Annotated in this window: 7 protein-coding genes; 1 reads left to right on the top strand and 6 read right to left on the bottom strand. The window is 39.3% G+C overall.

All coding sequences use genetic code 11. From position 1 onward, the window contains the following. Positions 1 to 527: 527 nt before the first annotated feature. The 3 genes from B7C60_RS00600 to B7C60_RS00625 all read right to left on the bottom strand — a co-directional run bounded on the left by B7C60_RS00600 (position 528) and on the right by B7C60_RS00625 (position 2,931). Positions 528 to 815 (bottom strand): antibiotic biosynthesis monooxygenase family protein, encoded by a 288-nt coding sequence (locus tag B7C60_RS00600; protein WP_099609967.1) that lies wholly within the window; start codon positions 813 to 815, stop codon positions 528 to 530. A gap of 1,232 nt (positions 816 to 2,047) precedes the next feature. Continuing rightward, entirely contained in the window at positions 2,048 to 2,473 is a 426-nt protein-coding gene (locus B7C60_RS00620; RefSeq protein WP_099609995.1) for a DMT family transporter, read from the bottom strand. After that, positions 2,461 to 2,931 carry a DMT family transporter gene (locus tag B7C60_RS00625; protein ID WP_099609996.1) on the bottom strand — a complete coding sequence of 157 codons (471 nt, stop codon included), beginning with the start codon at positions 2,929 to 2,931 and terminating at the stop codon, positions 2,461 to 2,463. Before B7C60_RS00625 ends, B7C60_RS00620 begins: the two co-directional genes overlap by 13 nt. 92 nt (positions 2,932 to 3,023) lie before the next feature. Here B7C60_RS00625 and B7C60_RS00630 point away from each other — a divergent pair, with 92 nt between their 5' ends. Next, positions 3,024 to 3,944: a LysR family transcriptional regulator gene (locus B7C60_RS00630; RefSeq protein ID WP_099609997.1), complete on the top strand. Its 921-nt coding sequence runs from the start codon at positions 3,024 to 3,026 to the stop codon at positions 3,942 to 3,944. A 566-nt stretch (positions 3,945 to 4,510) separates the two neighbouring features. Here the strand turns inward: B7C60_RS00630 and B7C60_RS00640 are convergent. The 3 genes from B7C60_RS00640 to B7C60_RS00655 all read right to left on the bottom strand — a co-directional run bounded on the left by B7C60_RS00640 (position 4,511) and on the right by B7C60_RS00655 (position 7,086). Beyond that, entirely contained in the window at positions 4,511 to 5,080 is a 570-nt protein-coding gene (locus B7C60_RS00640; RefSeq protein ID WP_000686204.1) for a flavodoxin family protein, read from the bottom strand. Positions 5,081 to 5,686: 606 nt separating this feature from the next. Then, positions 5,687 to 6,304 carry an outer membrane beta-barrel protein gene (locus tag B7C60_RS00650; protein ID WP_099609998.1) on the bottom strand — a complete coding sequence of 206 codons (618 nt, stop codon included), beginning with the start codon at positions 6,302 to 6,304 and terminating at the stop codon, positions 5,687 to 5,689. Positions 6,305 to 6,450: 146 nt separating this feature from the next. Continuing rightward, positions 6,451 to 7,086, bottom strand: coding sequence for a hypothetical protein (locus B7C60_RS00655; RefSeq protein WP_099609999.1), 636 nt, complete (start codon positions 7,084 to 7,086; stop codon positions 6,451 to 6,453). Positions 7,087 to 7,347 lie beyond the last annotated feature (261 nt).

The raw sequence follows: 7,347 nt of genomic DNA on the forward strand, positions 1-7,347 counted from the left end.
TAACCTCAAATGCTCACCCAAACCAAAAATGCCAAGCGTTGACTGTCCCTCTTGAATGCTTTGTTATGTAACTTTGCTAACTATTTCAAAGAATTACAAAGAACAACATTGCCAAATATCGTTTAACTTACATGAAAAATTAGCAGTAACCCAGTAGAATTTGCGTGGCAACGACGAAACTGCGAGCCCTAGTTCAAAGAAAAAATGACTGCCACCAAACTTATCGCAAACCCACTTTACCATTAAGAAAAAACGGAAGACTCGAAGAACAAAGAAGCCGAAAGCTAAATCAACATGCACAAAACCCACTCAGAGAAAATCGACATTGAAATCAGATCAATCATAAAAAAATCTACTTTTCAATATATTGTGGTCTTTTTTTCTTTACGGTTACATAACGCCCAATTAAGTAGCCCGAAACGCAACTACCAACTTTCCGCACAGCACCGTAACCACTAAACTTAACGCAAAACGAAAATGCCACGCGTTGAGGGTCTGCTTGAATTGTTTGTTATGTGCCGGGGTCATTATTTACTCCGATCTTCTATTTCGTCGAACGATTCCACCGAAATTCGTTCAGCGATTTCACGCATTTTCTGCATTTTTTCAGGATTACTATTTTCCCAAAATAACTGCCAATCTTGTCGAGAGCGCCACTTAGCAATCGTTAGTACCTTTTCAGGTTTATCAAAGGAATGAAGCATAAAACTGCCGAGAGCACCCTCATGAATAGAGTCAGTTGTAGAACTCCAAACCTTTTGAAATTCATCCATTTTATTAGTTGGCACTCGCCACTCATATATGACTCTAAACATATGATTTCCTTGTAATATAGACGTTGAAAACTATTAGGCACATAACGCCCAATTAAGTTGTGAGCAACGCTGCCACCTTACTCAAACACTTCACCGTAATCACTAAACAAATTGAAACCGAAAGCGCCGAGCGTTGCGAATCAGCTTGAATTGTTTGTTATGTTTTACCACAAATGACTGATTTATTTGGCAAAGAACTGCATTATTGACCGGATTTTCTGAGCCTAATCACACGACAAAGCTCACTTGGCCGCCAGATGCACGGAACATAAAACGCGTAAGTCCACTTCCCTGCCCAATGAGGCAACCCAACCAACGCTCAACAAGCGCCCTCTCTTTCCAACCACAGCGCAAAACAATGGCAAATTGCCGAGGCAACTGCCAAGCCGATATGCAAATTGGCAAATACACTCAAAGCGCCTTAAAGCCAGTGACACAAAACACAGCCACCACGACCCGAAAATGAAGCAAACCACGAACATTAGTATGTTTTACGGGCTGAGTGATTCATGAACTTGGGCCGACAATGCCGATTTGCTGAAGTAACTCGAACGAACTGCCAAAGGGACAAAGAACAGAGATCGAAGAAACTTTAAGCCACTGAAATATAAGTAAACATAACGCCCGGTTAAGGGGCAACCAACGCTACTACCAACTTACCGCATAACACCGTAATCACAAAAACCAACGCATAATAAAAATGCCACGCGTTGGTTGTCCCTCTTGAACCGTTTGTTATATTTCAGTTACATACAGCTACTGAAATACCATACAACCTTTAAAAATTAGCTAAAAATCAATCGATTAACGTAAATTGAAATCACTTTTTTGTACAGAAATACAAGCAGATAATTTTATAACCGATAAAATATTACCAATTGATTTAAATGACAAATATTAGATAAATAATAAATTAATGTTAACTCAATCGAAATAACCACCAAATGCGATTAAACGATAAATTTTCTTAGTCATTGATATATATGTTCAAACCAAGAGCTATCGGAAACCAGAAATCATCAATCAGCAAAACACTCACATTACCATTTAACTTTTAAATTTGTAACACGTTGAATTTAAGAGAAATATAACGCCCGCTTAAGGGGCAGCCAACGCTACTACCAACTCACCGCATAACACCTTAACCACTGAAAACCAACGCATTATAAAAATGCCGCGCGTTGGCTGTCCCTCTTAAAGCGTTTGTTATGAGCGCGCTGGAGACATTGCTCTTACTTGTTTTGGAAACCTAAGCGTCCTTTGAGGAAAACTCCAGTAACAATAAAAATTGCTCCAATAGACTGCACCCCAACTTGTTCAAAACCGAAAAAATAGACCTCGATAAACAACCCAAACAGCATTTGTCCAGCAACAACCAATACTATTGAATTTGTTGATCCAAGTCTAACCATAACAAAACTATTCACTGCTACATATAACGCACCAATAACTCCCCCAATATAGAGAGTTGGGTCTTGAGGTAATACCTGCAGAGGCTCAGATATAAATAAAAACAGTAAGGACATTGAGGCAAAACCCACAGCATGATTCACGAATGAAGCATGGAATGCTCCATTACGCATACTTAACTGTCCATTCAAAACTCGACTTAGCGTTATAAAAAATCCGTTAAGAAGACCTAACATTACAAATCCCATTGCATACCACCCTTACCGTAGATTATTAGAATTGAACCTATTGCCACTAATAATGTGGGAAATAAATTAGCTATAGTGATCTTAACTTTTGGTTGGTTTAACCAACCAAAATGTTCAAGAAGTAATGACAGAATAAACTGTCCAATGAGTGCTAACGCTAAAGTTCCTGTCAAGCCTATATAACTCTGTACTGTCATTGATGCAAAAACCACTGTCAGTGCGCCTGGAACACCACCAAACCAATACTGTTTCTTGACGTTTGGTCGATTTACACTGTTGTCATTTTTTTTGAATATAGAATAAAGAAGCAATGCTGCAATGCCTCCAATCCCGTGAGCAATCCAAGATGCTTGAAAAGCAGACGTAGTACCTGCTAATTCGGCATTAACACTAATCATTAATGCAAGTAATAAACCACTAGAAATAGCGACTAAAACTAAACCACTTTGTCTTAACATAAATATTCCTCTTATGATGAGGGCATTATAATTAATAACAACTTGGAGTATAATAGGCTCATTATCACAACTAAGTTGAATAAAACTCACCTATGAAAGAGATTTTTTCCGCAATCCCGATATTCGTAGCAGTTGTAGAGTCTGGTTCATTTTCATTGGCATCAGAACGCCTTGGAATGACTAAATCAGCGGTTAGCAAACGTATGTCTAGTTTAGAGGATAACCTTGGTACAAGGTTATTTCACCGAAGTACTCGTAAATTGACATTAACTGAGTCAGGTGAACAATTTTCAGATTACGCACGGAACTCCGTATATATAGCTCAACAAGGGATTGCCGCAGCGACACTGAACCAAGGTAGTCCCAAAGGTACCTTGAAGATTAATGCTCCAATGACATTTTCCAGATTACACTTAGTCCCCCACCTAAAAGAGTTCCTAGATCTGTACCCCGATATCAAAGTAATTTTAAGTATGGATGATAAAATTGTTGATATGATTGAAGGTGCTTACGATGTCGGAATTCGGATTGGAGAATTAAAAGATTCAAGCCTAATCGCACGAAAGCTCGCTAAGTGCAATAGTGTCGTATGTGCAGCACCTGAGTATTTACAAAGAGCTGGTATTCCCAATACCCCAAACGATCTGAAAAATCACAACTGTATTTACTACAGCTTGTTTCAAGCTGGTGTTGAGTGGACATTTTTAAAAGCCGATAAAAAGCTCAAGGTTGAGCCTACTGGGAATTTCATTGTAAACAACAGCGATGTTATATGTGAGATGCTTTTACAAGGACTTGGGATTTGTCAAATGCCTACATTTATTGTGCAGAAATACCTCAACACAGGTCAGTTAGTTCAAGTTTTGACTACCTATAACTTACCAGATCACAGCATTTTTGCTGTGTATCCAGAAAGACGACACATGCCAGAGAAAGTTAAAGTTTTTATAGATTTTATTGAGAAGAAATTTTGCTCAGCGTACTGGGATCTTGATTATGGTAAAAGCTCATAACGCCGCATTAAGGGGCAGCCAACGCAAACAACTGCGCTCAAATTAACCAACCGTAACCTTAAATGCTCAACCAAACCAAAACTGCCAAGCGTTGACTGTCCCTCTTGAATGCTTTGTTATGTAACTTTGCTAACCATTTCAAATCATTACAAAGAACAACATTGCCAAATATCGTTTAACTTACATGAAAAGTTAGCAGTAACCCAGTAGAATTTGCGTGGCAACGACGAAACTGCGAGACCTAGTTCAAAGAAAAAAGTGACTTCCACCAAGCTTATCGCAAACTCGCTTTACCATTGAAGCCAGAGAAAAAAACTCGAAGAACAAGAAGCCGAAAGTTAAATCAACATGCATGAAACTCGCTCAGACAAAGTCGACATTGAAATTAGATCAATCATAGAAAATATCTACTTTTCAATGCATTGTGGTCTTTTTTCTTTACGGTTACATAACGCCCGCTTAAGGGGCAGCCAACGCTACTACCAACTTACCGCATAACACCGTAATCACAAAAACCAACGCATAGTGAAAATGCCACGCGTTGGCTGTCCCTCTTGAAGCGTTTGTTATGTTTTGGGCTTAAGTTTAGAAACCAGACCCACAACCCTCTGCCCTAAATACTTCGCTGAAAGTAAGTCAACCTCGTCAGCAACACCATCAACTGATTGAGAAACAACACCAAGCTGGCAGCCAAAACGATTTAAACCTTGATCTTTATAACCATGAGCCAAATCTAGGCCAACCCAATACATACCGTGTTGATTTGCCAAAGTAACCAAATAATTTAGCGTACTTGATTGATCGCCATTCGGAGCGCTACCACTTGTAAAACCAGCCGCCACTTTACTTGACCACATTTGCTCACTCCAAAACTCACTACTTGCATCAGCAAATGCTTTGAATTGAGCAGAAACGCCACCCATATATGTAGGTGAGCCCATTATGATGGCATCACATTCGAGTAGACTTTCGAAAAGTGTGGGGTTGATAAATCGACCCTCTACAATTTCCTTTCCGTCAATACGATGTTCAAGAACAACTGCATTCGGCTCTGCGCCACAGATCCCTTTGATAACTTCTTGCGCCAACTTTCCTGTAACATCTGTTTTAGTAAAGTAAATTACCGCTATTTTCACTGATGTGTCCTTTTTCTACGGAAAAACATAACGCCGCATTAAGGGGCAGGCAACTCAAACCACTGAGCTCAAACTAGCCAGCCGTAACCTCAAATGCCAACCAAACCAAAACTGCCAAACGTTGACTGTCCCTCTTGAATGCTTTGTTATGTAACTTTGCTAACCATTTCAAAGTATTACGAAGAAAAACATTGCCAAATACCGTTTAACTTACATGAAAAGTTAGCAGTAACCCAGTAGAATTTGCGTGGCAACAACGAAACTGCGAGCCCTAGTTCAAAGAAAAAATGACTGCCACCAAACTTATCGCAAACCAGCTGAATCATTAACAACAAACTGAAGATTCGAAGAACAAAGAAGCCGAAAACTAAATCAACATGCACAAAACCCACTCAGAGAAAATCGACATTGAAATCAGATCAATCATAAAAAACATCTACTTTTCAATGTATTGTGGTCTTTTTCTTTACGGTTACATAACGCCCGCTTAAGGGGCAGCCAACGCTACTACTCACTTTCCGCATGACATCGTAACCACAGGGAACCAACGCATAGTAAAAATGCCATGCGTTGGCTGTCCCTCTTAAAGCGTTTGTTATGCGATTTTTAAAAATGATAGCGAACGCCAGCATAACCACTTGATATTGAAATATTTATATCATCTATATCAACATGCGCAGAACGATAACCAAGGTATAGATCAATGGCTGGATTGAATATAATCCCAACCTCAGCCCCGAATTGATAGCCAACTTCCGACTTAGAGTAAGAAGATGATGGTTCACTAGTCAATTTAGCATCCATGTCCATTGAACCAATACCCGCTAAAAGAGCCACATAGACGTCAGCATAATCACCTAAAACAATAAATTTAGGTTTTACATTCAGAAAAGCACCATTTCCTTTAACATCTAGCTGTTCATAATAATTTATCTTACCAAAACTTCGGTATTCTCCTTCTACACCAATTTTCACTACATCGTGTAAATTAAACTGGTATCCAATAGCAGCGTTATAGCCCAGATCTCCAAAATCACCTTTTCCATCTATAGAAATGCCAGCAACTTCAAGCTCTGTTTTGTTGTAGAAACTAAGATCTGCGCCAATATAAAAATTGCGACTATCAATCTGCTGAGGATCTATAGCTAGTTCCGTTTCGGCCAGAGCATCAAAATTCACTCCCCAAAGTAGAATTGTTGGTACTATCCACTGACGTAATTTCATTCATTATCTCCATTATATTAATCATTACTACTATAAACATTTACACGCGGCTGTCGCATAACGCCGCATTAAGGTGTGAGCGGCGCTTGGCTATACTTGAGCGAAGCGAAAATGCCAAGCGTTGCGAATCACTCTTAAATGCTTTGTTAGGTTTTTTGCGTTGATTCTTCTACTTTTCCTTTTTTACCACTCTTCTTATTGAAAGCCTGACTAGAGTGAATCATGTCTCCAGATTTTATACCTTTTTTAAACTTTCGGATATCCAGTTTCAAGGTACACCAAAGCCAGAAATCTACTCTAAATGCCACTTTCAATAAGCTATTTTCCACAACATACTGTGCAGCTAGTTGACCTGTTTCATTCCCTGCTAAAAGCTGCAAATATATTGCTTCTTTATCAATGAAACCATCAAGACTCTTAGTCTTAATAAAGCGATACTTCCGGATAAATTGACTTAGCTTTACAGCGATCAATGGATACTCTTCAGACACTAGCATTACCGCTTCATCAAGCTCTTTTTCAAATTCTTGAGAGTTGTCTGCATACTGGGAAAAAGCTCTCTGTCGACCACGTTCCCAATCCTTAAGTTCTGTGCTTAGGTTTTTGGTATATTCTTGTACGCCTTTAACCTCGAGCATTTCAAAGTTCAGTTTATATAATGATGTAATAGCTTTACGCATTGAACGTCGACGAAGATTTCTCGATTTAACAGCCCCTGCCACCTCACTAAGAAACCAGCCTATAGCGACACCTAAAATGGGTAGTATGTCTTTTATTTCCACGAAACTTCCTCTGAAACCTAACGCCGCATTAAGGGGCAGGCAACGCTAACAACCGAACTTAAACTAATCAGCCGTAACCTCAAATGCCCACCCAAACCAAAACTGCCAAGCGTTGACTGTCCCTCTTGAATGCTTTGTTATGTAACTTTCCTAACTATTTCAAAGCATTACAAAGAACAACATTGCCAAATACCGTTTAACTTACATGAAAAGTTAGCAGTAACCCAGTAGAATTTGCGTGACAACGACGAAACTGCGAGC

This window comes from Vibrio fujianensis (genome assembly GCF_002749895.1).
Lineage (GTDB): Bacteria > Pseudomonadota > Gammaproteobacteria > Enterobacterales > Vibrionaceae > Vibrio > Vibrio fujianensis.